Origin of the sequence: Caldimonas brevitalea, assembly GCF_001017435.1 — a bacterium.
Classification (GTDB): Bacteria; Pseudomonadota; Gammaproteobacteria; order Burkholderiales; family Burkholderiaceae_C; genus Caldimonas; species Caldimonas brevitalea.
Genome location: NZ_CP011371.1, coordinates 1490762 through 1517114 on the forward strand (window position 1 = coordinate 1490762; position 26353 = coordinate 1517114).

27 protein-coding genes are annotated in these 26353 nt (G+C 69.2%); 14 read left to right on the forward strand and 13 right to left on the reverse strand.

The genetic code is table 11. The annotated features are described in order from the left end of the window. Positions 1-126: 126 nt before the first annotated feature. The 5 genes from AAW51_RS06500 (at position 127) to AAW51_RS06520 (ending at position 7662) form a co-directional block, all read left to right on the forward strand. Positions 127-879, forward strand: a complete 753-nt coding sequence (locus AAW51_RS06500; protein ID WP_047193955.1) for a response regulator — start codon at positions 127-129, stop codon at positions 877-879. Positions 880-917: 38 nt separating this feature from the next. Further along, positions 918-2453, forward strand: a complete 1536-nt coding sequence (locus AAW51_RS06505; RefSeq protein ID WP_047193956.1) for a B12-binding domain-containing radical SAM protein — start codon at positions 918-920, stop codon at positions 2451-2453. A gap of 4 nt (positions 2454-2457) precedes the next feature. Beyond that, a complete protein-coding gene (locus AAW51_RS06510; RefSeq protein WP_083438123.1) occupies positions 2458-4290 on the forward strand; it encodes an ATP-binding response regulator in 1833 nt (610 codons plus the stop codon). Then, positions 4287-6215, forward strand: coding sequence for a lipase family protein (locus AAW51_RS06515; RefSeq protein ID WP_047193957.1), 1929 nt, complete (start codon positions 4287-4289; stop codon positions 6213-6215). Before AAW51_RS06510 ends, AAW51_RS06515 begins: the two co-directional genes overlap by 4 nt. A gap of 205 nt (positions 6216-6420) precedes the next feature. Then, a complete protein-coding gene (locus tag AAW51_RS06520; protein WP_053013386.1) occupies positions 6421-7662 on the forward strand; it encodes a PQQ-dependent sugar dehydrogenase in 1242 nt (413 codons plus the stop codon). A gap of 49 nt (positions 7663-7711) precedes the next feature. On the opposite strand, the gene rbsD is transcribed toward AAW51_RS06520, so the two are convergent. From rbsD to AAW51_RS06550, 6 genes are read right to left on the reverse strand one after another with little or no spacing between them, the layout of a single operon-like run. Further along, complete coding sequence (gene rbsD, locus AAW51_RS06525; RefSeq protein ID WP_047193958.1) at positions 7712-8104, reverse strand: D-ribose pyranase; 393 nt, start codon at positions 8102-8104, stop codon at positions 7712-7714. Further along, on the reverse strand, positions 8101-9057 hold the full coding sequence (rbsK, locus tag AAW51_RS06530; RefSeq protein WP_047197496.1) for a ribokinase: 957 nt from the start codon (positions 9055-9057) through the stop codon (positions 8101-8103). Before rbsK ends, rbsD begins: the two co-directional genes overlap by 4 nt. Then, positions 9054-10079, reverse strand: a complete 1026-nt coding sequence (locus AAW51_RS06535; RefSeq protein ID WP_047193959.1) for a LacI family DNA-binding transcriptional regulator — start codon at positions 10077-10079, stop codon at positions 9054-9056. Before AAW51_RS06535 ends, rbsK begins: the two co-directional genes overlap by 4 nt. A 4-nt stretch (positions 10080-10083) precedes the next feature. Beyond that, positions 10084-11082: an ABC transporter permease gene (locus tag AAW51_RS06540; RefSeq protein ID WP_047193960.1), complete on the reverse strand. Its 999-nt coding sequence runs from the start codon at positions 11080-11082 to the stop codon at positions 10084-10086. Further along, positions 11079-12659 carry a sugar ABC transporter ATP-binding protein gene (locus AAW51_RS06545; RefSeq protein ID WP_238947778.1) on the reverse strand — a complete coding sequence of 527 codons (1581 nt, stop codon included), beginning with the start codon at positions 12657-12659 and terminating at the stop codon, positions 11079-11081. The genes AAW51_RS06540 and AAW51_RS06545 overlap by 4 nt, the downstream gene beginning before the upstream one ends. A gap of 28 nt (positions 12660-12687) precedes the next feature. Then, positions 12688-13644, reverse strand: coding sequence for a sugar ABC transporter substrate-binding protein (locus AAW51_RS06550; RefSeq protein WP_047193961.1), 957 nt, complete (start codon positions 13642-13644; stop codon positions 12688-12690). A gap of 197 nt (positions 13645-13841) precedes the next feature. Here AAW51_RS06550 and AAW51_RS06555 point away from each other — a divergent pair, with 197 nt between their 5' ends. The 4 genes from AAW51_RS06555 (at position 13842) to AAW51_RS06570 (ending at position 15917) form a co-directional block, all read left to right on the forward strand. After that, complete coding sequence (locus AAW51_RS06555) at positions 13842-14456, forward strand: TetR/AcrR family transcriptional regulator (protein ID WP_157359644.1); 615 nt, start codon at positions 13842-13844, stop codon at positions 14454-14456. After that, on the forward strand, positions 14453-14932 hold the full coding sequence (locus AAW51_RS06560) for a nuclear transport factor 2 family protein (RefSeq protein WP_047193963.1): 480 nt from the start codon (positions 14453-14455) through the stop codon (positions 14930-14932). The genes AAW51_RS06555 and AAW51_RS06560 overlap by 4 nt, the downstream gene beginning before the upstream one ends. A 140-nt stretch (positions 14933-15072) precedes the next feature. Beyond that, positions 15073-15267: a hypothetical protein gene (locus AAW51_RS06565; protein ID WP_047193964.1), complete on the forward strand. Its 195-nt coding sequence runs from the start codon at positions 15073-15075 to the stop codon at positions 15265-15267. 65 nt (positions 15268-15332) lie between these two features. Continuing rightward, entirely contained in the window at positions 15333-15917 is a 585-nt protein-coding gene (locus AAW51_RS06570; protein ID WP_047193965.1) for a hemerythrin domain-containing protein, read from the forward strand. Between the two features lie 229 nt (positions 15918-16146). Here AAW51_RS06570 and AAW51_RS06575 read toward each other — a convergent pair whose 3' ends face one another. Then, positions 16147-16887, reverse strand: coding sequence for a Mut7-C RNAse domain-containing protein (locus AAW51_RS06575; protein WP_047193966.1), 741 nt, complete (start codon positions 16885-16887; stop codon positions 16147-16149). 122 nt (positions 16888-17009) lie between these two features. On the opposite strand from AAW51_RS06575, the gene AAW51_RS06580 reads away from it, so the two are divergent. Both AAW51_RS06580 and AAW51_RS06585 read left to right on the forward strand, forming a co-directional pair. Then, positions 17010-17513 (forward strand): CBS domain-containing protein, encoded by a 504-nt coding sequence (locus AAW51_RS06580; RefSeq protein ID WP_047193967.1) that lies wholly within the window; start codon positions 17010-17012, stop codon positions 17511-17513. Positions 17514-17575: 62 nt separating this feature from the next. Further along, complete coding sequence (locus AAW51_RS06585) at positions 17576-18580, forward strand: SDR family oxidoreductase (RefSeq protein ID WP_047193968.1); 1005 nt, start codon at positions 17576-17578, stop codon at positions 18578-18580. Between the two features lie 29 nt (positions 18581-18609). Here the strand turns inward: AAW51_RS06585 and panC are convergent, their stop codons facing one another. The 4 genes from panC to AAW51_RS06605 all read right to left on the reverse strand — a co-directional run bounded on the left by panC (position 18610) and on the right by AAW51_RS06605 (position 21518). Next, positions 18610-19449, reverse strand: a complete 840-nt coding sequence (panC, locus tag AAW51_RS06590; protein WP_047193969.1) for a pantoate--beta-alanine ligase — start codon at positions 19447-19449, stop codon at positions 18610-18612. A gap of 18 nt (positions 19450-19467) precedes the next feature. After that, positions 19468-20310, reverse strand: coding sequence for a 3-methyl-2-oxobutanoate hydroxymethyltransferase (gene panB, locus AAW51_RS06595; RefSeq protein WP_047193970.1), 843 nt, complete (start codon positions 20308-20310; stop codon positions 19468-19470). A gap of 79 nt (positions 20311-20389) precedes the next feature. Continuing rightward, a complete protein-coding gene (locus tag AAW51_RS06600) occupies positions 20390-21247 on the reverse strand; it encodes a segregation and condensation protein A (protein WP_083438125.1) in 858 nt (285 codons plus the stop codon). 61 nt (positions 21248-21308) lie between these two features. Beyond that, complete coding sequence (locus tag AAW51_RS06605; RefSeq protein WP_047193971.1) at positions 21309-21518, reverse strand: DUF3460 family protein; 210 nt, start codon at positions 21516-21518, stop codon at positions 21309-21311. Positions 21519-21701: 183 nt separating this feature from the next. Here AAW51_RS06605 and bamE point away from each other — a divergent pair, with 183 nt between their 5' ends. The 3 genes from bamE to AAW51_RS06620 all read left to right on the forward strand — a co-directional run bounded on the left by bamE (position 21702) and on the right by AAW51_RS06620 (position 23919). Then, positions 21702-22190 (forward strand): outer membrane protein assembly factor BamE domain-containing protein, encoded by a 489-nt coding sequence (gene bamE, locus AAW51_RS06610; protein WP_047193972.1) that lies wholly within the window; start codon positions 21702-21704, stop codon positions 22188-22190. An 89-nt stretch (positions 22191-22279) separates the two neighbouring features. After that, a complete protein-coding gene (locus tag AAW51_RS06615; protein ID WP_047193973.1) occupies positions 22280-23056 on the forward strand; it encodes an acetoacetate decarboxylase family protein in 777 nt (258 codons plus the stop codon). Next, entirely contained in the window at positions 23053-23919 is an 867-nt protein-coding gene (locus AAW51_RS06620; protein ID WP_169787990.1) for a helix-turn-helix transcriptional regulator, read from the forward strand. The genes AAW51_RS06615 and AAW51_RS06620 overlap by 4 nt, the downstream gene beginning before the upstream one ends. Here the strand turns inward: AAW51_RS06620 and AAW51_RS06625 are convergent. Continuing rightward, positions 23861-24526 carry a hypothetical protein gene (locus tag AAW51_RS06625; protein WP_157359646.1) on the reverse strand — a complete coding sequence of 222 codons (666 nt, stop codon included), beginning with the start codon at positions 24524-24526 and terminating at the stop codon, positions 23861-23863. The two genes, AAW51_RS06620 and AAW51_RS06625, sit on opposite strands and share 59 nt — an antisense overlap. Before the next feature lie 61 nt (positions 24527-24587). Further along, positions 24588-26261: a SulP family inorganic anion transporter gene (locus AAW51_RS06630; RefSeq protein WP_047193976.1), complete on the reverse strand. Its 1674-nt coding sequence runs from the start codon at positions 26259-26261 to the stop codon at positions 24588-24590. Positions 26262-26353 lie beyond the last annotated feature (92 nt).

A 26353-nucleotide genomic window follows, 5' to 3' on the forward strand; every position in this document is an offset into this window, starting at 1 on the left:
CTCTCTCCTCCGAGGTGGCTTGTGCCCCTCTAATTGGGGAGGGGCAGGCGCGCGCGCGTCGATTAGCATCTCCGCCGTCTCACTGCGACTGGTGAGGTCACCAGGCAAGTCGTCGGAGGGCCGCATATGCAAGTACTTTTGGTCGATGATCACCCCTTGATCCTGTCTGCCCTGCAGAGTGTCATCCAGGGTCTTGGCGACAACGTGGTGGTGAATGGGGTGGCGACCGCGCGCGCGGCGCGCGAGGCGTTGCAGCGCGATGGCAGCTACGACCTGGTGCTGCTCGACCTGCACCTGGGCGACGCCAACGGCTTCGACCTGCTGGCCGACCTGCGCCAGACCTACCCGGCGCTGCCGGTGGTGGTGATCTCGGCCTCCGACCGCACCAGCGACGTGATCCGTGCGATCGACATGGGCGCGATGGGGTTCGTGCCCAAGCGGGCCTCCAACGAAACCTTGTTCGAGGCGCTGCGCCTGGTGATGTCGGGCAGCGTCTACGTGCCACCGATGAGCATGGGCATGGACAGCGGTGGCAGCACCGCTGCGGGCGGTAGCGGCGGCGGTGATTACGCGCCGGCGGGGGCGCCGCGAGGCGTCGGCAATGCCGCGGCGGGGGTGCCCTACCAGACCCAGCCTTCGCTGGCGTCGCTCGGCCTCACGCCGCGCCAGACCGACGTGCTGGCGCTGCTGCTGCAGGGCAAGCCCAACAAGCTGATCGCACGCGAACTGAATTTGTCGGTCGAGACCGTCAAGGACCACGTGGCCGCCGTGCTGCGCGCCCTCGGCGTCAACTCGCGCACCCAGGCCGTGCTGGCCGTCAGCCAGATCACGCAGCAACACGGCACCTTCTCGACCTGGCGCTCGCCTCCGCAGCGCTGAGCCACCCCGTCGTTTTAGTCACGCCACCGGAGCGGCCCATGCGCGTCGCCATCATTGCCGTTTTCGTCGATTACCACCGACGCGGCGCTCACCATCGCGGCGCCATGCAACCGCAGATCGGCCCGCTGATCGCCGCGCTGCTGCCGGACTGGTGTGAGGTCGAGATCATCAACGACACCTGGGAAGACCCGGACTGGAGCAAGCACTACGACCTGGTGATCCTGTCGTGCCTGCACGCCGATTTCGACCGGGCGCGCCAGATCGGCCACTATTTCGCCCGTCGCGGCGCCCGCACGGTCCTCGGCGGCGCCATGGCCTCCGACTTCCCTCAGCTGTGCCTGCCGTACTTCGACGCCGTGGTCGTCGGCGACCCGGAAGACACGATCCCGCGCATCGCCGAAGACGCCCGGCGCGGTCGTTTGCAGCGGCTGTACCGCTCGCAGGCCACCGGGCTCGACGACGTGCCGACCCCGAAGCTCGCGCCCATCGCGCACAAGCAGATGTTTCCGCTGGCGGTCGAAGCCAGCCGGGGCTGTCCGTACACCTGCGACTTCTGCGTACTGACCGCACGCGGGCGAGGCCATGTGCCGCGGCCGGTGGCCCATGTGGTGCGCGACATCGTCGCCGGCAAGGCGGCCTTGCGGCAGGCCGGCGTGCCGGGCTGGAAAGAACGGTTGCTGGTGTTGTATGACAACAACTTGGCCGGCAACCTGCGCTGGTTCCGGGACCTGTGTCTGGCGCTCAAGCCGCTGGACGTGCTGTGGGGCGCCTGCCTGACGTTCAACGTCATCGCCAACCGCGAGCTGCTCAAGCTGATGTACGACTGCGGTTGCCGCGCGGTGTTCGTCGGGCTGGAGACCTTCAACCCGGCGGCGCTTGCGGACATGTGCAAGCCGCAGAACAACATCGGCAAGATCGAACAGGCCATCGCCCAGAGCCGGGACGAAGGCATCCTGGTGATCGCGGGCCTCATGATCAGTGCAATCAACGACGATGCGAGCTACATTCGGTCGCTGCCGGAGCGGCTCAAGGCGAGCGGTCTGCACGTGCCGAGCTTCATTTCGTTCGAGACGCCGATTCCGGGTACCCCCTTGTTCCAGCGCTTGCTGGCCGAGCCCGACCCCCAGTTTCTGCCCCATGCCAATCTCTACGACTTCAGCTCGTACACCCTGGTGCTGCAGCCCCGTCGCAGCCCCCTGGCGGAGTTTCTCGAGGCGTATCGCGACACCATGAAGCAGGTCTACGCCCCGACCCGGCGCCTGTCGAAGCTCGCGCACGATCTGCCGCGTTTGCTCAAGCGCGGCTCCTGGACCGCTGCCGCGCTCGACATCGGCGACATGTGTGGCATCGCCTTCGATCCGGTGGCCGGCCGCACCTTCGCCGCGGGGACCGACCGCCTGCCGGCCGAGCGCGTGCCGTTCACCGCCGACGATTTCGCCACCGAGGCCGAGCGCCTGGACATCTGCAGCCCGACCCAGGTCACCGACGAGGACGGCCGGGTGCTGGACGCCTGGCGGCGCCGGCCGGCTTCCGTCGTGGTCGAAACATCCTATAAAAACAGAATCGCGGCCTGATGCCATGAGCGACACCACCACCAAGACCCTGCCCGCGCCGGCGCAGACCCTCGCGCCCCCGGCGGATCGCGGCGGCGACTGGCCGGACCATGTCCGCAACCTGTATGCGTATTCGGCGTCCAGCCTGGGCGGCAACCTGATCGGCGCGGTGGTCGTCCTGCTCCTGTATGCCGGGCAGGCCGACACGCTGACGCTGTCGCTGTGGGGCCTGTGCTTCGCGGCCCAGTGGCTTTACCGGTTCTGGATCGCGCGGCGCTTCTTCGCGATCCAGACCCAGCCCGACACCGACTTCCGGCTGTGGCGCCAGCGCTGGGTGATCGGCGTGTTCGCCTCCGGCGCCACCTGGGGCACCGCGTCGTGGCTGCTGTACAGCGCCGGCGGCGCGATCCAGCAGATCGGGCTGATCCTGACGGTCTACAGCTTCTGTGTCGCCTCGGTTCCGGTGCTGGCCGAGCAGCGCACCGTGTTCCTGATCTTCATCGGGCTGTGTTTCGTGCCGACCGTGATGGCGATCGCCGTCGAAGGCTCGCTCTACAGCCTGGAGCTGGCCGGTGTGCTGTTGCTGGTGATGGGCATGACGGCGGTGCTGGGCCGCAACTACCGCCAGGCGATGGACCGGGTGATCGAACTGAAGACGCGCACCGAGCAGCTGCTCGAACAACTGCGCCTCGAGAAGGCGGCCGCCGACGAGGCACGCCGCGCCGCCGAAGTCGCCAACCGCGCCAAGACGCAGTTCTTCGCCGCTGCCAGCCACGACCTGCGCCAGCCCTTGCATGCGGTGGGCCTGTTTGCGGAGGCCTTGCGCAACAAGAGCCGCGACGAAGAAGTGATCCAGCTCGTCAACAGCATCAACAGCTCGGTCGACGCGCTGGAGGGCCTGTTCAGCGAACTGCTCGACATCACCAAGATCGACACCGGCGCGGTCGAGTCGCGTCCGCAGAACTTCAGCTTGCGCGAGCTGTTCGCGCGGCTGCGGCTGCACTATGAGCCGACCGCCTTCGAGAAAGGCCTGGACCTCAAGTTCCGCGGCGAGCAGCACTTCGCCTACGCCGACCCGGTGCTGGTCGACCGCATCCTGCGCAACCTCATCTCGAACGCCATCCGCTATACCGAAGACGGTGGCGTGCTGGTGTCGTGCCGCCAGCGCGGCGACCGGTTGTTGTTGCAGGTGTGGGACTCGGGCGTGGGCATCCGCGAATCCGAACAGGCGCGGGTGTTCGAAGAGTTCTACCAGGTGCAGCCCGACCATCCGCTGCCGGCCAACCAGCGCAAGGGCCTGGGGCTGGGCCTGGCCATCGTGCGGCGTCTGGCCGGCCTGATGGCGGCACCGCTGACCTTGCGATCGCGGCCCGGTCACGGCACGGTGTTCTCGCTCGAGGTGCCGGTGGGGCGGGCGGTGCGTGCCACCGAAACCTCGAGCTCGCGGGCACCGCTGGGCTTGACGCTGGACCGGCGTTTGATCGTGGTGGTCGAGGACGAACCCGCCGTGCGCGACGGCCTCGAGGTGTTGCTCAAGGGCTGGGGCGCGACGGTGGCCGCCTTCGACGCGGTGGCCGAGTGCCGCAGCTGGGCCGAGCAGGCGCACCAGCAGGGCCAGCGGCCCGATCTGGTGATCGTCGACTACCGCATCGACCAGAACAGCACCGGCATCGACGCGCTGGTGGTGCTGCGTCAGCAGTTCGGTGACGACGTGCCGGCCATCATGGTGACCGGCAGCAGCACCGCCGGCCTCGAGACCGAGGCGGGCAAGTACAACTTCCATTTGCTGATCAAGCCGGTGGTGCCGAACAAGTTGCGCGCGATGATCGCGTTCAAGCTCGGCGTACGCAGCAAATGAGCCGGCAGCGCGCCGCGCTGGCCGGGCTGGAGTTTTTCCTCGACGACGAGCCGCTCATCCCCGAGCCGGCCCCGGCCTTCGACACCGAAAGCCTGCAGGTCGCCACCGGACTCGGCGAGCCGGCCGAGCTCCCGCCGCCCGACCCCGTCCGACCCAAGCGCCGCCGCCCGCTGATCGAGACCGTCGAGGGGGTGCTGACGGCGACCGAGGTACTGCAACGGTTCGAGGCCCAGCGCGAGGCCTGGTACTCCGAAGAGCTGGCGCCCTTCGTCGAGGGCATCCAGCGCCTGCTGCAGGACGAACGCCGGCTCAGCGAGGAGATGCACGGCCTGCCGTCCACCGACCACCGTGAGGTCTGGCAGGACGACGGCGTGTCCGACAAGCTCGCCCACGACCCCACCGTGCGTCGGTTGCACCTGTGGCAGCCGCCGGTGTGGTGGATGGCACCGATCGTGCGGCGGCAGGACACCCCGCTCAACATGCGGTTGCCGCTGGCCGAGACGGCGGCCGAGTTCGCGCGCGAGCTGACCGAACAGCTGCCGCCCGAATGGCACGGCAAGCGTGTGGTGGTGCAGCTGGAAGTCGAAACCCGGTTGTACTGGGGCGGGCGCGCGCCCCGCCTGCTGCCCGGCGGTGGGCCCGAGCGGGCCTCGGTCTGGCAGCCCTGCAGCTTCCGCGGGGACGGCGTCGGCTTTTCGGAAGACCTGCTGTATCTGCAGCGCGGCAAGGCGATCTGGCTGGTCGAGCCGCGGGCCGCCGAGGCGCCGCTGATCCGCCGCACGCTGCGCTCCGGTGTCGGGCTGCTGGTGGCCGTGCCGCTGGTCACGCTGGAACTGCAGGAAGGCGCCTTCGGCTGGGTCAAGCGGCAGGCCACCCGGGTGCTGCGCTGGATGGGCGTCAAGCAAGGCATCGCCGACCGCGACCCCACCTTCGCCCGCCGGCTCTGGGACGATGAAAGCTATTGGTCGGCGGCGCTGGGCCTGCCGCCGCCCGACCCCGACGCTGTGCACCACCTCGAGAAGCAAGGGGCGGCGTTGGTCCCCGCATCGAGGCCCGCGGTGTCGCATGTGCCCGACAAGACGCCTTGCGACCACCACGTCGTGCTGGTGCACGGCGGGCTGAGTTCGGTGCGCGGCGGCTTCGGCGCCTGGCTGCCCGAAGACCCTGCGGCGCTGCCGCCGGACGCCGGCCCGTGGCAGGGCATGCATTTGCTGAACCAGCTGTGTGTTTGGCGTTTCGAGCACGACACCTTCGTCCGGGTGCACCGTAACCTCAATCAGTTGGTCGACCTGGTCGAGCGCACCGTGATCGGCCACCAACCCAGCGGCACCCTGGTGTTGCTGGCGCATTCACGGGGCGGCAATGTGGTCCGCTTTGCACTGCCGCGCTTGCGCCAGCGCTGGCCGGGCTGGCGTTTCTACGGTCTGACAGCCGGCAGCCCGCACCAGGGCACCGGCGTGTTCCGCCGCATCGGCCGGCGCTGGGCCGGCGTCGCGGGCGCCGTCGGCTGGTTCCGAGACGTCGCCTCCGGGTTGCTCGACAAGCAGCAGATGGTCGACCTGCTGATGCTCGAACGCGCGCTCGCCTATGACATTCCCCCCGGCTTTCGCGACGTCGAGCCGGCCGGTGTGGCCCGTATGGCAAGAGGCCAGGGCATGCCCGAAGGCTTGTGGGTGTGGGGCTCGGAATGGGGGCCGGGCGACGCCAACCCGCTGCAGGAGCGCTTGTGGCGCCGCTTCATCGAAGACTGGGCCGGCTTCGAGGCCGACGGCGACGGCATCGTGCCCAAGGACTCGGCGCTGGCAGGGCTGGAGGACGCGCACGACGCGTCGCCGGTGTTCCATACCGCTTACTTCGAGCATGAGCCGACCGTCGCGCAGATCCGCCAGCGTCTCGAAACCTTGCTCGACCGTCTGGCGGCCTGAGTGAGCCAAGGCATCACATCGCGGACATGACCGCCTTGTCGTGCGGGCTTTGCCCACCGCATTCTTGACGCTGGAATGGGGCCAACGCAATCATGCCGCGTCCCCTCCCGGGCCCTCGCCCGCGAAGGGTGACGTCCGGCGGCGGCCTGCCGTCAACGCAGGGCCGCGCCTTGCCGCGGCACGCGAGTCAAGGAGGAGAACACAGATGAACAAAACGTTCTGGTGCCGCGCGGTGACATGTGCCGCCATCTCGCTGGCCGGTCCGGCCTTCGGCCTGGAGCCCGCGCTGATCGCCTCGGGCCTCGACCAGCCGGTGTTCCTGACCGCGCCGACCGGCGACTCACGGTTGTTCGTGGTCGAGAAGGGCGGCCGCATCAAGCTGCTGCACAACGGCAGTGTCTCGACCTATCTCGACATCAGCGCCAAGGTCGACGCCGACGGCGAACGCGGCCTGCTGGGCCTGGCCTTCGACCCTGGTTTCCGACGCAACGGCCGCTTCTATGTCAACTACATCGACAAGACCACGCAGAACACGGTGGTCGCGTCCTACACGGCGCCGTCGTTCAACGCCAACAGCGCCAACCCGGCGTCGGCCCGCACCATCCTGACGGTCGAGCAAACGCCTGACAGCACACGCCACAAGGCCGGCTGGATCGGCTTCCGCCCCAACGACCCGGGCCAGCTCTATGTCGCCACCGGCGACGGCGGGCCGTCGAACGACCCGTTCCAGCGCGCGCAGGACCCGAACAGCAACCTCGGCAAGATCCTGCGCATCACGCCGCAGGCGGACGGCGGCTACACGGTGCCGACCGGCAACCCCTTCGTCGGCCGCGCCGGCAACGACGAGGTCTGGTCGTTCGGGCTGCGCAACCCCTACCGCAACAGTTTCGACCGTGCCACCGGCGACCTCTGGATCGCCGACGTCGGCGAGGCGGCCCGCGAAGAGGTCGACTTCGAAGCGGCCGGCAGCGAGGGCGGCCGCAACTACGGCTGGCGCGCGTTGGAAGGCTCGGCCGACAACCCCGATGTGCCCGATGCCGCGCCCGAGGGCGCGATCGCGCCGTTGTTCGAATACGAGCACGGGGCGCTGGGCCGCTCGGTCATCGGCGGATATGTCTACCGCGGCGGCCTGGAAGAAGGGCTGGACGGTGCCTATCTGTTCGGCGACTTCGCGTCCGGCAAGATCTTCTCGCTGCATCGCCAGGGGGACAGCTTTGTCGATTTTGTCGACCGCAGTGCCGAGTTGGGCAACCTGTTCGGCCGTTCGCAGCTGACCTCGTTCGGCGAAGACGCCTTCGGCGCGCTCTATGTGATGGGGCTCGACGGCAACGTCTACCGCATCGCGGCGGCGGTGCCGGAGCCGGAGCAGTGGGCCTTGCTGCTGGGCGGCGGCGCGTGGCTCGCCGCGGTGGTGCGGCGCCGTCGCGGCTCGGCCAGTCGGCCTTGACGCTGCGCGAGCGCGGGGCGGCGGCCGGGTGCGCACCATCGGCACCCGGTCAGAACACCACCCCCGCGCTCAACACGACATTCGTGTAGGGCGTGGTTTCGCCGGTGCGCACCACGGCCCGCGCCTGACGACTCAGCCGTTTCAGTTGGGCATGGTTGACGCACTGCGGCTCCACCGCCAGCATCGCGCACCAGGGCGGCAGCGCGCCGTCCGCGGCGCTGCACGCTTCGCGCGCGATCGTCGCCGACTCCACCTCCATCTCGGACAGCACCGCCGCCAGCACCTCGGTGAAGCGCGGCACGCCGCGTGTCACCGCGAGGTCGATACGTTGCGGGCCGGGCGGCACCGGCAGGCCGGCGTCGCCGATGACGACCAAGTCGCCATGCCCGAGCGTGGCGATCAGGTGGGACAGTTCGGCATGCAGCAAGGCGGTGCGTTTCATAGCGGATGTCCGGCGAGTGGTTCGGGCAGGCTCTCGAGGTCTTGCGCGGTGGGGATGGACGGCTGCGCACCGACGCGGGCGACGCACCAGGCAGCCGCCCTGATGCCGCGGCGGACCGCCTGGTCGAGCGGCTGCCCCTGCGCCAGCGCCACGGCGAGGGCCCCGGTGAAGGTGTCGCCGGCGGCGGTGGTGTCGACCGCGCGCACCGGCAGCGCCGGGTGGAAGCGGCTGCCCTGCACGTCGCTCGCCACGGCGCCTTGCGAGCCCAGCGTGACCACCACACGTTGTACGCCGCGCCGGCGCAGCTCGAGCGCGGCCGCGGCGGCGCCGGCCGGGTCGCGCAGGGGCCGCCCCGTCAACTCGCTCGCTTCGACCTCGTTCAACACCAGCGTGTCCAGACGCGGCCACAGCGTGTCGGGCAATGCGGCCATCGGCGAGGGGTTGAGCAGCACCGGGCAGCTCGCCGCGTGCGCGGCTTCGATCGCGTCGATCACCTGGCCCAGCGGGGCTTCGAGCTGCGTCACGAAAAACGCGGCACCGGCGAGCGCTGCGGTCAGGGTGGCGGGCTCGACCCGCAGCGTCGCATTGGCCCCGGGGATCACGACGATGCGGTTCTGGGCCGCGTCGTCGACCATCACCAGCGCCAGCCCGGTCGGCTGTTCGGCGTCGGTCTGCACGCCGGCCAGGTCGATGCCGTCGGCCGCCAGGGCCGCCCGCAAGCTGTTGCCATAGGCATCGGCCCCCAGGCGCCCGAGCAGGGCCACGTCGGCACCCTGGCGGGCGCAGCTGACGGCCTGGTTGCCACCCTTGCCGCCCGGCACGGTGGCGAAGTTGTGGCCGATCAAGGTCTCGCCGGCGTCGGGCGCGCGCGGCACGCGCAGCAGCAGATCCATGTTGAGGCTGCCGAGCACGACGATGCGCGGCCGGAGCAACGGGGCGTTGTCGCTGCTCATCGCCGTTCGCCCCTCGGGTTGCCGCGCCGACCCGTCGATGCGCGCACGCACAGCTCCGGCTGCAGCATCACCTTGCGCGGCTGTTGCCGGCGCCCGTCGATGCGCTCGAGCAGCATGTCGACGGCCAGCGCCGCGATGCGCTGCTTGGGCTGGGCCACGGTGGTCAGCGGCGGGCTGGCGAAGCGCGCCAGTTCGATGTCGTCGAAGCCGACGATGGAGAGGTCATCCGGCACCCGCAAGCCGCTCTCGTGCGCGGCGCACAAGGCGCCCATCGCCATCAGGTCGTTGCAGACGAACACCGCGGTGGGCGGCTCGGGCGAGCGCAGGATGGCGTGCAGCGCCTCGTAGCCGCTCTGGCTGGTGAAGTCGCCGCGCCACAGCAAGGCGGCGCTGTCGTCGCCGAGGCCGGCCTCCGCCAGGCCAGCACGCCAACCGGCGATGCGTTGTTCGCTCGGCGCCAGTTCGGCCGGGCCGCCGATGCAGGCGATGCGGCGGTGGCCCAGCGACGCCAGGTGCCGCGTCGCGAGCACACCGCCGTGCAGGTGGGCGGTCTCGACCAGGTCGCAGGGCAGCGCGTCGATCTCGCGGTCGAGCAGCACGGTGGGCACGTTCAGGCCGGCCAGCAGGTCGGGCAGCGCGGCGTCGTCGCCCGACGACACCACCACCAGCCCGTCGACACGCCGCTCGGCCAGCACCTGCAGGTAGACACCCTGGCGGCGCGGCTCGTCGTCGGTGTTGCACAGCAGCAGCGTGTAGCCGGCGCCGAAGCAGCGGTCTTCGACGCTGCGCACGATCTCGGCGAAATAGGGGTTGGAGCTGTTGGGGATCAGCATGCCGAGCGTGCGCGTGGTGTTGCGCTTGAGGCTGCGCGCCACCGCGCTCGGCACGTAGCCCAGGTCGCGGATGGCCTGCTCGACCCGGCTGCGGCCCTCGGGGCTGACATGGCGGGTGCCGTTGACGACGTGCGACACGGTGGTCACCGAAACCCCTGCACGCGCGGCGACATCCTTGATGGTGGCCATGCGCTCAGCCTCCGGCCGCGCGGCGCTGGCGCACGGTGTCGAACACGACGGCGACCACGATCACGCAGCCGGTGATGATACGTTTGCTCGGCTCGCTGGCGCCCACCTGGGCCAATCCGGCTTCCAGCACCGCGATGATCAGCACGCCGAAGAAGGTGTTGACGACCGAGCCGCGCCCGCCCATCAGGCTGGTGCCGCCGATCACCACCGCCGCGATCACGCGCAGCTCCATGCCTTGCCCGGCGTTCGGGTCGGCCGCTTCCAGCCGGGCCGCTTGCATCAGCCCGGCCAGGCCGGCCAGCAGGCCGGTCAGCGCGAACACGGCGATGCGCACCGGCCGCGGGTCCACGCCCGCCAGCCGCATCGCTTCTTCGTTGGTGCCGATGCCGACCACACAGCGGCCGAACACGGTGCGCGACAGCACCAGCTGGCCGAGCGCCACCAGCGCGATCGCCAGCACGAAGGCGGCCGAGATGCCGCCCACCCACGGCTGCGCCAGGCCGCCGATCGCGTCGCCGACATACTGCGTGCGCGACTCGGTCACCAGGTAAGCCGCGCCGCGCACCACCTCGAGCATGCCCAGCGAGACGATGAAGGACGGCAGCCGCCAGGCCACCGAGACGGCCCCGGTGACGCTGCCGCAGACGGCACCGGCGGCCAGCCCGAGGGCTGCCGCCGCGCCCGCCGGCCACTGCCATTGCACGATGGCGGTGGCCGACAGTGCTGCGCTGAGGGCCAGCACCGAGCCGACCGACAGGTCGATGCCGGCGATGATCAGCACGAAGGTCATGCCGACCGCCATCACCGCCAGCGCCGGGATTTCGTTGGCGATGGTCACGAAGGTGTCGACGCTGAGGAAGTGCTGGCTGAGCGCGCCGAACAGCGCGACCATCGCGACCAGCACCCCGGTCAGCCCGAGATAGGTGGCGAGTTCGCCGCGCAGGCCACGCCAGGCGACGGCGGCGGCAGCAGGGGGCGCGGAAGTGGTGGTACCCAGGGTCATGATGGTGTGGACGAGACGGTGAGGGTGGCGGGAGGGCACGGCGTGGTGTCGGAGGTGCTGCCGAGGGCGGCGGCGAGCAGGGCGGCCTCGCTCCAGTGCCCGCGCTCGAACACGGCAGCCAGGCGACCGGCCTGCATGACGCCGATGCGATCGCACATCGCCATCAGTTCGCGCAGGTCGCTCGACACCATCAGCAGCGCCTTGCCGGCACTCGCCATGCGGTCCAGTTCGGCATAGAGATCGGCCCGCGCGCCGACGTCGACACCACGCGTCGGCTCGTCGAGCAGCAGCACCTCGCAGTCGCGCAGCAGCCAGCGTGCGAACACCACCTTCTGCTGGTTGCCGCCACTCAGCGCGGCCACCGGCTGTTCGGTATCGCGGCAGCGGATGTGTAGCGTCTGCACGAAACGCTGGGCCAGCGCGGTTTCCCGGGCCGGCTGCAGCCAGCCGCGCCGCGACACCGCCGCGAGCCGGCTGAGGCTGGTGTTGACGCGGATCGGCTGCGGCAGCAACAGCCCCTGCGACTTGCGGTCTTCGGTGACCAGGCCTACGCCGCTGCGCACCGCCTGCATGGGCGAGCGCCAGCGCCGCCGCATGCCGGTCTCGGCCGACTCTCGCCACACCTCACCGCTGTCGGCGCGGTCGGCGGCGAACAGCAGCCGCACGAGTTCGGTGCGCCCGGAGCCGACCAGACCGGCCAGGCCGAACACCTCGCCCGCGTGGAGGTCGAGGTCGACGCCGTGCACCACGCCGCGCCGACTCAACCCGCGGGCGCGCAACAACACCGGGCCGGCAAGGCGGCGCGGCCGCTGCTCCTCGCTGCGCACCGCGCGCCCGACCATACGTTGCACCAGCTGTTGCTCCGACACGCCCGCCATCGGCCGCACTTCGACCAGCCGGCCGTCGCGTAGCACCGCAACACGTTGCGCGATGCGCTGCAGTTCGGGCAGCCGGTGCGACACATAGACGATGGCGACGCCGGCGCGCCGCAGCCGTTCGATCTGCGCGAACAAGCGGTCGGTCTCGCGGCCCGTCAGCATCGCGGTCGGCTCGTCGAGCACCAGCACGCGGGTGTCGTCCTGCAGGTGGCGGGCGATCTCGACCATTTGCTGGTGTCCGATGCCCAAGGCGGCCACCGGTGTGGCCGGGTCGAGGTCGTCCAGCCCGATCTGCGCCAGCTGGCGTGCGGCCAGCCGGTGCAGTTCGCCCCGGCGCACCCAGCCGGCCGTCTGGGGCAGCCGCCCGAGCAACAGGTTCTCGGCGACGGTGAGGGTGGGCACCAAGCCCAGTTCCTGCATCACCAGGCGCACGCCGCAGCGCTCGGCCTCCTGGCGCGAGACGGGGCGGTAGGGCCGGCCGTCGAGTTGCATCGTGCCGCGGCTCGGCAGCACCAGGCCGCTGACGATCTTGCCGAGCGTGCTCTTGCCGGCGCCGTTTTCGCCGGTCAGCGCGAGCACCTCGCCGGCCGCCAGTGTCAGGCACACGCCGTCGAGCACCGGCTCGGCGTAGTCCTTGCCGATGCCGTCGAGCGACAAGACCGGCGTGGCGGCCGCCGCGTTGGCCACAGCGGGTGTCACCGGCGCACCTCGCGCTGCTGACCGCAGTTCACTTCGAGTCCTTGGTGACCAGTACCACGTCGGTCTTGATCTCGGCCGGCATCGCGGCTTGCGGTGTCTTGTCGGCCAGCGCCTTCAAGGCCGTCTCGATGCCGAACACCGCCTGTTTGGCGGCGTACTGGTCGGCGGTGGCCAGCACCCGGCCGTCCGCCAGCATCGGCTTGATCGCCTGGATGTTGTCGTAGCCCACCACCATTACCTTGCCGGCCTTGCCGGCCGCCTTGACGGCCGCCACGGCGCCCAGCGCCATGTTGTCGTTGCCGGCCAGCAGGGCGCGCAGGTCCGGGTGCTCGCGCAGCAAGCCGGCGGCCACCGTGTTGCCCTTGTTGATCTCCCACTGGCCCGACTGCACGCCGACCACCTGCACACCGGCGGCTTTCATCGCGTCCTGGAAGCCGAGGGTGCGCTGCTGGGCATTGGTGGTGGTGGACACACCTTCGATGATGGCCACCTTGTCGCCCGCCTTCAGCTGGCGCGCCAGGTGCTCGCCCACCAGCCGGGCGCCGGCGCGGTTGTCGGGGCCGACGAAGGGCACTTTCAGGCCCTTCTGCTGCAGCGCGGCGGCATCGAGCCGGTTGTCGATGTTGACCACCACGACACCTTTGTCGATCGCTGCCTTGATCGCCGGCACCAGCGCCTTCGAGTCGGCCGGCGCGATCACCAGCGCCTGCACCTTCTGCGCGACCATCTGCTCGACGATCTTGATCTGCGCGGCGGTGTCGGTCTCGTCCTTGATGCCATTGGCCACCAGCGTGTACTGCGACGCGTGTGCAGCCTGGTGGGCCTTGGCGCCGTCTTCCATGGTGCGGAAGAACTCGTTGGCGAGCGACTTCATCACCAGCGCGACCTTCGGCGGGTCGGCAGCCCATAACGACCCGGCGGCCCAGGGGCCGAGGAGGCTGGCGGCGATCGCGGCGTGCAGGGTGCGGCGGCGGGACAGTGTCATGGCGGATCTCCTGGGTTGGAAGGCGGCCTCGGCGTGGGTGGATGCCGGGCCGGGCGCCGGTCATCCGGGCAGCCATGGCGCAAATCATAGAAATAGAAAACGTTTGCGCAATCGTTTGCTTCTCGGGGCTTACCCTGAGCGTTTGCGGCTGGGACGAGGCGCGGTGTGGGTTGCGCGGGTAGAACGATCGTTCTACCATGTGCTCCATGGATGCCCTCGCTTCTTCTCTGCACCAACAACTGCTCGAGACCACCGAGCGCCTGGTCTATGCCCACGGCGTGCATGCGGTGGGGGTGGATCAGATCGTGCGCGAGTCGGGCGTTCCGCGGCGCAGCCTGTACAAGCACTTCGGGTCCAAGGAAGGACTGGTGCTGCGCATGCTGGAGCACCGGCACGCCCGCTGGATGGCCTGGTTCGGGGCGGCTGTCGACGCCCGCGCCCAGGCGCCGCGGGCGCGGCTGCTGGCGCTGTTCGACGTGCTGCACGTATGGTTCGCGAGCCCCGATTTCCATGGCTGTGCCTTCATCAACGTCGCTGGGCAGTACGCCGACGCGGCCGAGCCCGCGCGGCAGGTCGCGCAGCGCCACAAGGCCGCGCTGCGCGACTGGATCGAGCGCGAGTGCGCGGCGGCCGGCCTGCACTCCGCAGCCGTCTGGGCGCGCCGCTGGTTGGTCGTCGTCGACGGCGCTATCGCGGTCGCCCTGGTGGGCGCCGACCCGGACGCCGCACTGGACGCGCGCAGCGTGGCCGCGGCCTTGCTCGACGCGGCGCTGCCCGATACCTCTTCCCCTCCACTGGAGTCACACCGATGACCTCACCCGTTCAAGCCCGCCCCCCGCTGCCGCCTTTCACGCTCGACAGCGCCATCGCCAAGGTACGCCGCGCGGAAGACGCGTGGAACACGCGCGACCCCGCGCTCGTCGCGCTCGCCTACACCCCCGACAGCCGCTGGCGCAACCGGGCCGAGTTCGTGCAAGGCCGGGCCGAGATCGAGCGTTTCCTTGAGCGCAAATGGGCGCGTGAGCTGGACTACCGGCTCATCAAGGAGATCTGGGCCCACGACGACCACCGCATCGCGGTGCGGTTCGCCTATGAATGGCATGACGATTCCGGACAGTGGTACCGCTCCTACGGCAACGAGAACTGGGAGTTCGACGGCGACGGCCTGATGAGCCGGCGCCACGCGTCGATCAACGACCTGCCGATACGCGAGGCCGATCGCAAGTACCACTGGCCGCTCGGCCGCCGTCCCGAGGACCATCCGGGGCTGAGCGAACTGGGCTTGTAACGGTCGCCCGCGGCTCGCGCCCGGTCCGCCCCTGTAGGAATCGGCCGACGGGGACACGGCGGCGCGAAGAAGGTGCAGGCGAGCCGGTTCGCTCTACGATGCCTTCACGTCAACACCAACACACGTGAGGAAGCACCGAGATGGACATGCACACGCAAAAGGCCCACTGGATCGAACGTTTTGCCGCCCGCCTGCTGGCGCACAACGAAACCGACCAGCGCCAGGATGCGCTCGAGTGGGCGGCGATGGCCTGGCAGGAGTACGGCGGTCAGCACTGCCCGGAGCGCGCCGCCGAGGCGTTTTCGCTCGCCTGCAGCGGAGCGCAGGGCTGGTAAGGCCACCGGCAAGGGAACACCGGTTGCTGCAGCTGGGATCCCACAACACATTCAAGGACCCCGCGATGAACCCCATGCTGAGCAAGATGTCGCCGAGCATCACCAAGATGATCCGGCTCGACCACACCCACACGCTGACAACCTTTCACAAGTACGAGGCCGATGCGTCGCCCGACAAGAAGCGCGCGATCGTGAACACTGTGTGCCTCGCGCTCGAGATCCACGCGCAGCTGGAAGAAGAAATCTTCTATCCGGCCCTGCGTGAGGTGGCCAGTGACAACGACGTGCTGGCCAAGAGCAAGCCCGAACACGACGAGATGCGCCGCCTGATCGAGCAGCTGCGTTCGATGGAGCCGACCGACGCCAACTTCGACAACGTCTTCATGGAGCTGATGCGCGACGTCACGCACCATGTGGCAGACGAAGAAACCGTGTTGCTGCCGGCCGCCGAGACGCTGCTCAAGGACCGTCTCAACGAACTGGGCGCGGCCATGACCAAGCGCCGCCTGCAACTGGCGGCGCCGCACGCTGGCGAGATGGCCGCTAACGCGGCCCGCGCGATGCCCACCGGCGCGCTGCTGATGACGGCGGGCGGTCTGTTGGCCGGCAGCTATCTGCTCAAGCGCGCCTTCGATCTGCGTCGCCACTGACACCGAGACCCAGCACGTCGCTCATAGCCTAACCTTCGTGCTGGTGCACTGCGGTGCGAGCGCCTTCGGGCGGCCGGGCGGCGCCAGTTGACTGACCTTCGTGCTACCGCACTCCGGAGCGAGCGCCTTCGGGCGGCCGGGCGGCGCCAGTTGACTGACCTTCGTGCTACCGCACTCCGGAGCGAGCGCCTTCGGGCGGCCGGGCGGCGCCAGTTGACTGACCTTCGTGCTATCGCACTCCGGAGCGAGCGCCTTCGGGCGGCCGGGCGGCGCTCATGCGCTCCCAGTGAGAGCCGCGCCAATAGACCCGCTCGCAGCACGGACAGCGCCAGTACTGCTCGAAGTGCGCGAACGTGCGCGGAGGCACCCGTCCCGCCACCGCGGCTTTGTCGATCGTCTCCAGCACCGCGTTGCACAGCAGGCAACGGCTGCCCGTCCCCGCTTCGTGCGCCGACAGTCCCAGCCGTCGCTGCAATTCCTGCAGTTGCTGCAAGGGCTCCACCGCGCGCAGATAACACCCGTGCACCACGTCGCGGTGCATCAGCAGGTCGCGGTCGCGCGTGAGCACGATGCGGGTCTCGGCCCGTGCCAGTGCTACCAGCTCCACATCCTGCCAGGCGTTGCGGTAAAGCGTGTCGTAGCCGGCGAACCGCAGGTAGCGCGCCAAACGCCCGAGGTGGGCATCGCAAATGAAGCGGGGTTCATCCACCTCGTCGGCGCTCCCGCACACGCCGGCGAGGTGCCATTGCGGATAGACCGCAATACGGTCTCCGGCGGCGACTGAGCGCCGCTCGAGCGGCGTCGGCTCCCCGTTCAACAGCACCAGCGCCACCTCGGTGTGCGGCACGCCCAGCGATTCGACTGCATGCTTGAGGCTTTCGTGGGGCGAGGTGGCATGCTCGAACGCGACGCCGCGGCGCGCGGGCGCCAGAAAATCATTCAACTCTGCATAGAAGCGAAACGTCGCCATGGTGGCCGGATTGTGGCCGCGGGACGGCCGGCGCGGCACGCTGGCGGCCTCAGCAGGGACGGGCGCAGGGGTACAGCATTTGCTGGACTCCGGGTGTGAACCCAACCAACAGGAGCGCTTTCATGACCCAAGTTTCCCAAGTGATGACCCGTGGCGTGCGCACGATGGCCCCCACCGATTCCCTGCTGCTGGCGGCCCAGGCGATGGACGAACTCAACGTCGGCGCGGTGCCGGTGTGCGACGGCGACCGCCTTGTCGGCATGGTGACCGACCGTGACATCACCGTGCGTGGCGTGGCGCAGGGGCGTCCCGCCGACAGCACTTCGCTGACCGAGGTGATGAGCACCGACGTGCAATGGTGTTTCGAAGACCAAGAGGTGGAGGAAGTGGTCGAGCAGATGCGCGACGTGCAGATCCGCCGCGTGCCGGTGATGGACCGCGAGCAGCACGTGGTCGGCATCCTGTCGCTCGGCGACGTGGCGGCCAAGGTCAGCGGCGAAGACGCGGCGCAGGCCCTGGAAGGCATTTCCGAACCGGCCGAACCCGACCGCTCCGGCAACTCGCAGGCGAGCGGCGCCGCTGGGGGTGGCTCTGCCTCGGGCAAGGCCAGCCGCATGCCGCGCTGACGACGTTCGACGGGGGCGCGGCGCCTGCCGCGCCTAAAGTCCATCAGCAAAGGTGAACCACCATGGCAGATGACAACCTAGACTCCGCCGGCGACGTCGAAGCAGTGGCCGACAAGCAGCGCGAATTGCAGCGCGGCCAGGACCAGTTGGACCAGGCGCAATCGAAGCAGGGCGGCGGCTCCCAGCCGTCGCAGCCGGTGCAGGCCGGCGCCCGCGAACAGCCCGGCGAGTTGCCGGGTCAGCACCTCGACAAACCGGGGCTGGAAGCCGAGCTGGAACTCAAGCCGCGCTTCGAGGCTCCCGACTATCAGGGCAGCCACAAGCTGCAGGACATGGCGGCCCTGATCACCGGTGGCGACTCCGGCATCGGTCGGGCGGTGGCGGTGCTGTTTGCGCGCGAAGGCGCCGACGTTGCGATCGTCTACCTCAACGAGCATGAAGACGCCGAGGAGACCAAGCGGTACGTCGAGCGGGAAGGGCGCGCCTGCCTGTTGATCCCGGGCGACGTGAAGGACCCGGCGTTCTGCAAGCAGGCGGTCGAAAAAACCGTGGCGACCTTCGGCAAGCTCGACGTGCTGGTCAACAACGCCGCCTTCCAGGAACACGCCGAATCGCTCGTCGACATCACCGAGGAGCGCTTCGACGAAACCTTGCGCACCAACGTCTACGGCTATTTCCACATGGCCAAGGCCGCACTGCCGCACTTGAACGAAGGCGCGTCGATCATCAACACCGGCTCGGTGACCGGCCTGCAGGGCAGCCCCAAGCTGCTCGACTACTCGACCACCAAGGGGGCGATCCATGCCTTCACCAAGGCCCTCGCGCAGAACCTGGTCGACAAGGGCATCCGCGTCAATGCGGTGGCGCCGGGGCCGGTGTGGACGCCGCTGAACCCGGCCGATTCGCCGCCCGAGAAGATCAAGGAGTTCGGCAAGCAGACGGCGATGAAACGCGCGGCCCAGCCCGAGGAGCTGTCGCCGGCGTATGTCTTCCTGGCGTCGCCGGTGTGCTCGGCCTACATCACCGGCATCGTGCTGCCGGTGACGGGCAGCGTCGGGGCCATCTAGGCTCCCATACAGGCCCGGCCCCGGCGGCCTCAGACTTCGAAGTTGTCGATCAGCCGAGTGCCGCCCAGCTTGGCGGCCGCCAGCACCACCAGCGGTTCGCCGGCCGCGCGCTGTTCCGCGGTCGGCACGCCCAGGTCGCTGCGCCGGCGCACCGCGACGTAATCGGGCGCCCAGCCGCGCTGGCGCAGCATGTCCATCGCCTCACGCTCGAGTTCGGCCGCATCCGGCTGGCCGTTGCGCAGCGACAGCTGCACATGGCGCAACGTCATCGCCAGCTGCGGCGCTTCGGCCCGCTCCGCGGGTGACAGGTAGCTGTTGCGAGACGACAGTGCCAGGCCGTCTTCGGCCCGGGTGGTGTCGCCGGCCACGATGTCGATCGGCAACGCGAGTTGCTGCACCATGCGCCGGACCACCATCAGCTGCTGGTAGTCCTTCTTGCCGAACACCGCGAAGCGCGGCTGCACGCAGTTGAACAACTTCAGCACCACGGTGCTGACGCCGGTGAAGAAGCCGGGCCGGAACTCGCCTTCGAGGATGGTGTCCAGCTCGGGCGGCGGGACGATGCGGAACACCTGCGGCTCGGGATAGAGCTCTTCCTCGGACGGCGCGAACACCACGTTGCAGCCAACGCTGCGCAGCAGGTCGCAATCGCGTTCGAAGGTGCGGGGGTAGGTGTCGAAATCTTCGTGCGGCGCGAACTGCAGCCGGTTGACGAAGACGCTCGCGACCACCGGCCCGCCGTGTTCCTTGGCGAGCTTGACGAGCGAGAGGTGGCCCTCGTGCAGATTCCCCATCGTCGGAACGAAGGCGGTCTTGGTCGTGCCGGCCAGGGCCTGCCGCAGTTCACTGATGGTGTGGACGATGCGCATGATGTTGGTGGTGAGAAATCAGTAGGTATGCAGTTGCGGGTCGGGGAAGCGGCCGTTCTTGACGTCGCGCACATAGGCGCGCACGGCCTCGTCGATGCTGCTCGCATCGGCCATGAAGTTGCGGACGAAGCGGGGCAGCTTGCCGCGCGTCACGTTCAGCATGTCGTGCAGCACCAGCACCTGCCCAGCACATACCGGGCCGGCGCCGATGCCGATGGTCATCAGCCCCGGGTTCGACGCCGAGACTTCCTCGGCGAGCGCCGACGGCACCAGCTCGAGCACGAGCATCGCGGCGCCGGCGTCGGCCAGTTCCGCTGCGTGCCGCTTCAGCACCGCAGCGCCCGATTCGTCGCGGCCTTGCACGCGGTAGCCGCCGAAGGCGTGCACGCTTTGCGGCGTGAGGCCGAGGTGCGCGCACACCGGAATGCCGCGTTGCACCAAAAAGTCCACCGCCTCGGCGGTCCAGCCGCCGCCCTCGAGCTTGACCATCTGGGCGCCGGCGCGCATCAGCTCGACGCTGCTGCGCAGTGCCTGTTCCTTCGATTCCTGGTAGCTGCCGAAGGGCAGGTCGGCGATCAGCCAGGCGCTGCGGTTGCCGCGCGCCACGGCCCGGGTGTGGTACGCCACCTCTTCCAGCGTCACCGGCAAGGTGCTGGACTGGCCTTGCAACACCATGCCCAGCGAGTCCCCGACCAGCAGGCAGTCGACGCCCGCGTCGTCGAGCAGCCGCGCGAAACTGCTGTCGTAGCAGGTCAACATCGCGATTTTCTCGCCCGCGGCGTGCATTTCACGCAGCCGGTGCAGTGTCAACGGCTTGCGCGCGGTCGGGTCGGTGGGGGTCGGGGTGGCGTGGCTGCTCATCAAGCGCCTCACTGTGACAAAGTGCGCGGATTCTAGGGCTTTCCGAACGACCGTTCGCAACCGCGCTGACGGTGGCGCGTCAGGCGGGCTGGTAGGCGAGCCGGACGTAGATCGGCGCGAACGCTTCGGCCTGGGTGATTTCGAGCAGCCGCTCGCGTGCCAGCTCGAGCATCGCGATGAAGGTGACCACCAACACCTGGGGCCCGCGGCTGGGCTCGAACAGATCCTGGAACTCGACGAAACGGCGGCCCTGCAGGGTGCGCAACACCATGCTCATGTGCTCGCGCACCGACAGCTCTTCGCGGCTGATCTTGTGGTGCTGGGTCAGCTTGGCGCGCTTGAGGATGTCCAGCCACGCCTCCTGAAGTTCGTGAAGGCTCACATCCGGGAAGCGCGGCTGCATCGATTGTTCGATGTAGACCTGGGCGCGCAGAAAATCGCGGCCCAACAGCGGGAGCTGGTCGAGTTTGGCGGCCGCCAGCTTCATCTGCTCGTATTCGAGCAGACGGCGCACCAGTTCGGCGCGCGGGTCTTCCGGCTCCTGGCCTTCCTCCGTCTTCTTCGGCGGCAGCAGCATCCGCGACTTGATCTCGATCAGCATCGCCGCCATCAGCAAATACTCCGAGGCCAGCTCGAGGTTGCGGCTGCGGATCTGGTCGACGTAGCTGAGGTACTGGCGCGTGACGTCGGCCAGCGGAATGTCGAGGATGTTGAAGTTCTGCTTGCGGATCAGGTAGAGCAGCAGGTCCAGCGGCCCCTCGAAGGCTTCGAGGAACACCTCGAGCGCATCGGGCGGGATGTAGAGATCCGTCGGCAGCTGGAACAGCGGCGACCCGTACAGCCGCGCGACGGCGATGCTGTCGACCACCTCGGGCAGGGCGTTTTCGCCGTCCTGCAGAGACGGCGGCGCGGCCGGCGCCAGGGCCTCGTCGGTCACGGCGTGCCTGTCGGTGAGGTCGAACGGAAGGGGCGCAAAGCGGACATCGGCCCGGCCGGGCTCAGTCGCTCGACGCCTTGGTCTGGTAGACGTAGGGCTGCTGCGGCACCTTGGCCTCGTTCCAGGCCGTCTGCGCCTCGCGGTCGAGGTTGCGGTCCCACAGCAGCGAGCGCCCTTCGCGTTGGGCGTCCTCGAGCTGCGGGTTTTTGGCCTTCAGTTCCTCGATGAACTCGGTGATGTCGGACTTGTAGGGTTTCCAGAACAGCGGCATGGTGTCCACGGCCGGCGCGGCCGGCAGGTCGATGAAGGGCTCGGTTGCAAACCATTGCCTGTAGACGCTGTGCGTCGGAGCGGGCCGTTTCCGTGGCCCCGGTCTGACAGCTTACGCAGACTCGGAACCCTGTTTCGCCCGGGCAATGGTGAAATGGCGACCACGATTTTAACGGGGACGACGATGCGCACACTCCTGATCGGCCTGATCGTCGCGGCGGCGGCCCTCACCGCGTGCGATAAGGCACGTGTCGACAAGCTGGAGGAAGGGGTCGCCACCGAGGCGGACGTACGCTCGCAGTTCGGCGAGCCGGCCGCGGTCTACCACGCCGAGGACGGCAGCAAGACGCTGGAGTACCCGCGCCAGCCCGAAGGCCAGCGCAACTACATGATCACGATCGGCGCCGACGGCCGCATGAGCGCGCTGCGCCAGGTGCTCCAGCCGGCCGTGTTCGCCCAGGTCACGCCCGGGCTGGACAAGGCGCAAGTGCGGCGCTTGCTCGGCAAGCCGGCGCGCGCGCAGGCGTTCCCGTTGAAGAACGAAGAGGTCTGGGACTGGCGCTACCTCGACGGCAACGAGAACCGCGTCTTCAGCGTCACCTTCGACCCTGACGGCCGGGTGCTGGACACCGCGAGCGCCATCGACCCGCGCGAGTTGCAGCAAGGCGGCTAGGACACCAGGCGGCGCATGTCACTGGCGTACAAGACGCCGCCGCCAGCGTGCCGCTAAGGTGCGGCTTCGTCCATCAAAGCCGATTGCCCATGTACCAAAGCTTCACCGCCCCTTACACCGCGTCCGGCCGCAGCGCCCTGGTCGGCCCGCCGCCGTGGCACTACGCCGGCTGGCTGCTCAACGTGGAATTCGAATGCGACGTCGCACAGGGTGAGCAGTTGCTGGCGCGCCGGCACGGCCGTCTGACCGGCCGCGGCTGCGTCCACTTCGCCGAGTGGCAAACGGGCAGCAGCGGCGACGACGCGGCACCCGATCCCGTCTACGCGCAGTACCGCGAAACCATCGTGACGGTGGAGATCGAGCGGGCCGACGGCACCCGGGTCAACTTCTGCCCGTTCATCTACGTCGACCAGGACATCGCGCTGCTGCGCGGCCTGCTGCAGGGCTGGCCCAAGAAGTTGGGCAGCACCACGCTGACCCGTTGTTTGCCACTCGACCATCCGGCCGCTGCGCCGCTGCGGCCCGGCACGCGGTTGCGCGCCGGGCTGACGGTGAAGGAACGTCGGCTGCTCGAAGCCGAGTTGCAACTCGAGGCCGGCGACGCGGAGCCGCTCGGCTTCCTGGCGCGGCCCACGCTCGGGCTGGTCGGTTGGCCCGATTTGCGCACGCCCGAGCGGCTGCCGCAGCCCGAGCTGCTGCGCTCCGACATCACCGGGCGCGTCGACTCGCGCTGGCAGCCGGCCTCGGCGCAGCTCACGCGGCTCGATCACCCGGTCGAGGAGCTGTCGCTGCTGGGCCCGCTGCGGGCCACGCGCGCGAGCGCCGGCTGGTTGGGTCTGACCGTGCGCGGGGCCTTGCAGGCGTGAGGCCGACGGCTGGCACGCCGCCGGGGGCCGCCCGCTCGCGGCTGGTGCCGCTGTCGTTCGAAGCGGCGGCGACCGTCGTCGACGTGCTGCTCGCCACCGAGCCAGACGTCCGTTTTGCGCCGCACTGGCATGCCGAATGGAGCATCGGCACGGTGCGGCGCGGCAGTTGTCGTTTCAGTTGCGAGGGGCGGCTGCTGCAGGCCAAAGAAGGCGACGTGGTGGTGCTGCCGCCGCATGCGCTGCACACCGCCGGTGTCAGCCCGGCGGTGTTCGAGATGGTGATGGTCTATCTGCCGGCCCTGCCCGCGGCGCAATGGCTGGGCTGGCCGGCGGACCGACGCCCCGAGGTGCGGCAGCCGGTGCGCCGTGCGCCCCGGCTGGGGGCGGCACTGGTTGAAGCGGTCGACGGGGCCGATGCCGAGCGCTTGCGCCACGTCCTCGCCGAGGCGTTGTTCGGAGCGGTCGGCGGGGAGCCCGGCGTGCCCCTCGTGCCCGCCGTCGACCCGCGCATCGAAGTGTTGTGCCGGCGCCTGCAGGAATGCCACGGCAGCCTGCCCGACCCCGCCGCGCTGGCGCGCGAGATCGGTGTGTCACGTGAACATCTGCACCGGCTGTTTCGCCGCGGCCTGGGGCAGACGCCGCGGCAATACGCCCGGCTGGCCCGCATCGCGCACGCCAAGGCCTTGCTGCGCGACGGCTGCGCGCTGGCGCAGACCGCGTCGGCCTGCGGTTTCGCAGACCAGGCGCATTTCTCGCACTGGTTCCGGCGCTGCTTCGGCGTCACGCCGGCGCGCTATGCCGCCGTCAGCCCCGCCGCAGCACCCGCCCGCACTGGAAAAAGCCGTTCGGCTGGCCCAGCATGAGCTTGGCGAGTTCGTCGAGCACCGCCTGGTTGACTTCGAATGCGGGCAACTCGACCAACGCCGTCTCGAAGCCTTCCAGGTTGATCAGCTGGAATTGCACCTGGCCTTGCTCGTGCTGCGGCAGCAGCTTGACGCCGGCGGTGAAGTCGGCGGTGAACTCGAAGCGCGTGTGCAGGTAGCGGCCGTCCTCGGGGTCGCGGATGTTCTCGATGTGGAAGTCCACGCCCGACATGCGCAGCCGCGTCTGCAGCTTTTCGATCTCGTTCGGGTAGTCCTTCGTGATGACCAGCGGGCGGCCCGAGCCGAGCAGCCAGAACAGCTGCACGTGCTCGTGCGGCGCGTTCGGTGCGGGCGAGCGCCGGCGGGCGTCGACCCGGAAATCGCTCATCGGCAGCTGTTCGAACACGTGGCGGCCGTCGAGCGCATAACGCGCCGGGGCGACCGGCTTCAACACGTTGAGTTGCTTGGCCAGCTCCATCCAGTAGCGGAAAGCCGTGGTGCAGGCTCCTTCCACCAGCGCCGTCTGGCGCTCCAGAGAGGCTCCGCTGCTTTGCAGCTGTGCTTGGCGCGCTTCGGCCTGGCGCTTCAGGTCATCCAGTAATCCCACCCTGTGCTCGTCGTACTTGTTGCAGTCAGCCGTGAGCATACCCGAGGGGTGTAACGCAGTGTCAGTGCGGGGTTTCGGCCGCGGGTACCGCTTCGGCCAGTCGCGCCGCGAGTCCGCCCGCGCCGAGCTGGTCGAGAAAACCCGAGCGTTGCATCAGCCCGAGCGGTTGCTCGTTGACCTCGCACAGCACCAGCCGCACGCCGCGCCGCGACAGGCTGCGGTGCAGCTGCTCGAGCGCGTCCAGGCCGGTGGTGTCCATCGAGATCAATCGCCGCATCTCGAGCAGCAGCACCCGCGTGCCGGGTCGCAGATGGTGCGACACCGCTTCGACCTTGGCCACCGCGCCAAAGAACAGCGAGCCGTACAAACTCATCGCCTGCACATGCTCGGGTGCGCCGGGCAGCTCGAGCGGTGCGACACGGAACAGGGTGCTCATCCGGTAGATGAAGAACACGCAGGCGAGCGCCAGCCCCACCTCGACCGCGACGGTCAGATCAAACACCACCGTCAGCACGAAGGTCACCAGCAGCGTGATGCGGTAGGGCGGCGAGAACTGACGCAGACGTATGAACTCGCGCCACTCGCCCATGTTCCAGGCGACGAACCACAAGATGCCGGCCAGCGCGGCCAAGGGCACGTGGGCCGCCAGCGGCGCGGCCACCAGCACCACCAGCAGCAGGGTGGCCGCATGCACCATGCCGGCCACCGGCGTGGTGGCCCCGGAGCGCAGGTTGGTCACGGTGCGGGCGATCGTGCCGGTGGCCGGGATGCCGCCGAAAAACGGCGCCACCACATTCGCCGCGCCTTGCGCCATCAGCTCCTGGTTGGGGTCGTGACGCGGCAGTTCGGTGAGGTTGTCGGCCACCCGCGCGCACAGCAGCGACTCGATCGAGCCGAGCAGCGCGATGGTCAAGGTCGGAATGAACAACTGCTTGACGCCGTCCCAGGTGAAACCCGGCCATTCGAAACGTGGCAGCGCCTGGGGGATGCCGCCGAAGCGTGAGCCGATGGTCTCGACCGGCAGCTCGAATGCCGCGGTGGCGGCGGTGGCCAGCCCGAGGGCGACCACCGTGCCGGGCAGCCGCGCCAGCCACCGTGCGCCGCGGCCGCCATTCGGCATGCGGTACAACTTGGGCCATACGACGACGAGGGCCAGACAGGTCAGCCCCAGCGCCAGGGCCACCCCGTTGAACGACGCCAGGTGGCGGCCCAGCAGCGTCACCTGGGCGAAGAAGTCGGCCGGCATCGGGCCGATCTTCAGCCCGAACAGGTCCTTCACTTGCGACAGCGCGATCAGCACCGCGATGCCGTTGGTGAAACCGATCACGATGGTGACGGGGATGTAGCGCACCAGCACACCGAGCTTGAACAGCCCCAGCAGGAACTGCAGCACACCGGCCAGCACGGTCGCGATCAGCAGGTTGCCGAGCCCGTAGCGCTGCACGATGCCGTAGACGATCACGATGAAAGCGCCCGCCGGGCCGCCGATCTGGACATTGGAGCCGCCCAGCGCCGAGACAAGGAAGCCGGCGATGATGGCGGTGAACAAGCCTTGCTCGGGCTTGACGCCCGAGGCGATCGCAAACGCCATCGCGAGCGGGAGCGCCACGACGCCGACCGTCAGGCCGGCCGCGACATCGGTCGCGAGACGATGCCGGTCATAACCTTGCAGGGCCGACAACAGCCGTGGCCTGAAGGGCGCCAACTGCCGGCGCAGGCTCGAGAATGTCGCCATCGGGTGGTCGGTTTGCCGGCCGTGACGGCCGCTCGTTCGGGTCCGCCCCCAGTGGCGGGTGCGGCGATCATGGAGGCTGGTGCGTGGAGGGT

What these genes read in the sequence shown, in the direction of transcription:
- AAW51_RS06520 (WP_053013386.1), top strand. Translation starts at nt 6,421, where the DNA reads ATGAACAAAACGTTCTGGTGCCGCGCGGTGACATGTGCCGCCATCTCG.
- AAW51_RS06570 (WP_047193965.1), top strand. Translation starts at nt 15,333, where the DNA reads ATGAACCCCATGCTGAGCAAGATGTCGCCGAGCATCACCAAGATGATC.
- AAW51_RS06565 (WP_047193964.1), top strand. Translation starts at nt 15,073, where the DNA reads ATGGACATGCACACGCAAAAGGCCCACTGGATCGAACGTTTTGCCGCC.
- AAW51_RS06505 (WP_047193956.1), top strand. Translation starts at nt 918, where the DNA reads ATGCGCGTCGCCATCATTGCCGTTTTCGTCGATTACCACCGACGCGGC.
- bamE (WP_047193972.1), top strand. Translation starts at nt 21,702, where the DNA reads ATGCGCACACTCCTGATCGGCCTGATCGTCGCGGCGGCGGCCCTCACC.
- AAW51_RS06580 (WP_047193967.1), top strand. Translation starts at nt 17,010, where the DNA reads ATGACCCAAGTTTCCCAAGTGATGACCCGTGGCGTGCGCACGATGGCC.
- AAW51_RS06500 (WP_047193955.1), top strand. Translation starts at nt 127, where the DNA reads ATGCAAGTACTTTTGGTCGATGATCACCCCTTGATCCTGTCTGCCCTG.
- panB (WP_047193970.1), bottom strand. Translation starts at nt 20,310, where the DNA reads ATGAGCAGCCACGCCACCCCGACCCCCACCGACCCGACCGCGCGCAAG.
- AAW51_RS06615 (WP_047193973.1), top strand. Translation starts at nt 22,280, where the DNA reads ATGTACCAAAGCTTCACCGCCCCTTACACCGCGTCCGGCCGCAGCGCC.
- rbsD (WP_047193958.1), bottom strand. Translation starts at nt 8,104, where the DNA reads ATGAAACGCACCGCCTTGCTGCATGCCGAACTGTCCCACCTGATCGCC.
- panC (WP_047193969.1), bottom strand. Translation starts at nt 19,449, where the DNA reads ATGCGCATCGTCCACACCATCAGTGAACTGCGGCAGGCCCTGGCCGGC.
- AAW51_RS06575 (WP_047193966.1), bottom strand. Translation starts at nt 16,887, where the DNA reads ATGGCGACGTTTCGCTTCTATGCAGAGTTGAATGATTTTCTGGCGCCC.
- AAW51_RS06515 (WP_047193957.1), top strand. Translation starts at nt 4,287, where the DNA reads ATGAGCCGGCAGCGCGCCGCGCTGGCCGGGCTGGAGTTTTTCCTCGAC.
- AAW51_RS06550 (WP_047193961.1), bottom strand. Translation starts at nt 13,644, where the DNA reads ATGACACTGTCCCGCCGCCGCACCCTGCACGCCGCGATCGCCGCCAGC.
- AAW51_RS06560 (WP_047193963.1), top strand. Translation starts at nt 14,453, where the DNA reads ATGACCTCACCCGTTCAAGCCCGCCCCCCGCTGCCGCCTTTCACGCTC.
- rbsK (WP_047197496.1), bottom strand. Translation starts at nt 9,057, where the DNA reads ATGAGCAGCGACAACGCCCCGTTGCTCCGGCCGCGCATCGTCGTGCTC.
- AAW51_RS06630 (WP_047193976.1), bottom strand. Translation starts at nt 26,261, where the DNA reads ATGGCGACATTCTCGAGCCTGCGCCGGCAGTTGGCGCCCTTCAGGCCA.
- AAW51_RS06540 (WP_047193960.1), bottom strand. Translation starts at nt 11,082, where the DNA reads ATGACCCTGGGTACCACCACTTCCGCGCCCCCTGCTGCCGCCGCCGTC.
- AAW51_RS06585 (WP_047193968.1), top strand. Translation starts at nt 17,576, where the DNA reads ATGGCAGATGACAACCTAGACTCCGCCGGCGACGTCGAAGCAGTGGCC.
- AAW51_RS06605 (WP_047193971.1), bottom strand. Translation starts at nt 21,518, where the DNA reads ATGCCGCTGTTCTGGAAACCCTACAAGTCCGACATCACCGAGTTCATC.
- AAW51_RS06535 (WP_047193959.1), bottom strand. Translation starts at nt 10,079, where the DNA reads ATGGCCACCATCAAGGATGTCGCCGCGCGTGCAGGGGTTTCGGTGACC.
- AAW51_RS06555 (WP_157359644.1), top strand. Translation starts at nt 13,842, where the DNA reads ATGTGCTCCATGGATGCCCTCGCTTCTTCTCTGCACCAACAACTGCTC.
- AAW51_RS06510 (WP_083438123.1), top strand. Translation starts at nt 2,458, where the DNA reads ATGAGCGACACCACCACCAAGACCCTGCCCGCGCCGGCGCAGACCCTC.